Source organism: Mesorhizobium sp. P3_A9 (assembly GCF_056402975.1).
Map to the genome: position 1 here is coordinate 1 of NZ_JBFUGJ010000702.1, position 1182 is coordinate 1182.

Annotated in this window: 2 protein-coding genes; both read right to left on the reverse strand. The window is 65.4% G+C overall.

The window, feature by feature from the left end; genetic code table 11:
* Positions 1-398, reverse strand: a 398-nt coding sequence (locus tag AC1DX0_RS36125; protein ID WP_477359321.1) for an ATP-binding cassette domain-containing protein, incomplete at its 3' end; no start/stop codon positions are given.
* Positions 395-1111, reverse strand: a complete 717-nt coding sequence (locus AC1DX0_RS36130) for an ABC transporter ATP-binding protein (RefSeq protein WP_477222936.1) — start codon at positions 1109-1111, stop codon at positions 395-397. The genes AC1DX0_RS36130 and AC1DX0_RS36125, both read right to left, overlap by 4 nt.
* Between the last annotated feature and the right edge of the window lie 71 nt (positions 1112-1182).

Here is a 1182-nt window from a genome sequence, read left to right on the forward strand (position 1 = left end):
GTGCCGGGGCTCTTGCGCCGCTCGCGCAGGATCGGGAAAAGGTCATAGACCGCGTTGAGGCTCCATGGCCCTGGCACCTTGCGCGCCTGCCCGCCGATCAAAAGGTTTTCCTCGACGGTCAGCGAGGGAAAGAGCCGGCGTCCTTCCGGCACCATGGCGATGCCGCGCTTCATGATCTCGGCCGAAGACAGCCCGCCGATCGGCTCGCCCCGGTGCAGCACCATGCCGGGCTCGTTGCCGATCACACCCGTGATCGAACGCATCAGCGTGGATTTTCCGGCGCCATTGGCGCCGATGATCGCCACGCATTCGCCCGCAGCAATGGTGATATCCACGCCGAACAGCGCCCGGAACTGGCCGTAATTCGCGGTGAGGTCGCGCGTTTCGAGCAGCATCAGACCTCGAGCCCCAGATAGATTTCGCGAACCTCTCTCGAGGCCATGATCTGATCCGGCGCGCCGATCCCGATCACGCGCCCGAAATCCAGCACGAGAAGCCGTTCGACCACCGATCTCAGCGCATGCAGCACATGCTCGATCCAGATGATCGTGGTGCCCCTGGCGTGGATCGCCTTGATCGTCGCGACCAGCGCCTTGCATTCGCCCTCGGTCAGCCCGCCCGCGATCTCGTCCAGAAGCAAAAGCTCCGGTCCCGTCGCCAGGGCGCGAGCGAGTTCCAGGCGCTTGCGGTCGAGAAGGCTCAGCGATCCGGCCAGGACATTGGCCTTCCTGAGCAGCTCTGTCTCCTCGAGGATACCGGCGCAATCGTCGACCATCTCGGCCTCGCGTCGACCCCGGCCGAAGGCGGCGGCGGTCAAGAGGTTCTCGAACACGGTCAGCCCCTCGAAAGGCTGCGGTATCTGGAAGCTGCGGCCGATGCCCATGCGCACCCGCTCCATCGCGGGAGCGCGGGTTACGTCGCGGCCGAGGAATTCGATGCGGCCCTCATTCGCAAGCAGATTGCCGGTGATCAGGTTGAACAGCGTCGACTTTCCTGCCCCGTTCGGGCCGATGATGCCCAGGGCTTCGCCGCGCGGCACCGTGACGGTCACGCCGTCCGCAACCTTCAAGGCGCCGAAGGACTTCGAGACGTTTTCCAGCCTGAGTATCATCACTGTCATCCTCGGGTCGCGCCAAACGAGGGCGACGGCATCCGCCGCCCTCGGCAGCGTCAGGCCAGGGC

What these genes read in the sequence shown, in the direction of transcription:
- AC1DX0_RS36130 (WP_477222936.1), bottom strand. Translation starts at nt 1,111, where the DNA reads ATGATACTCAGGCTGGAAAACGTCTCGAAGTCCTTCGGCGCCTTGAAG.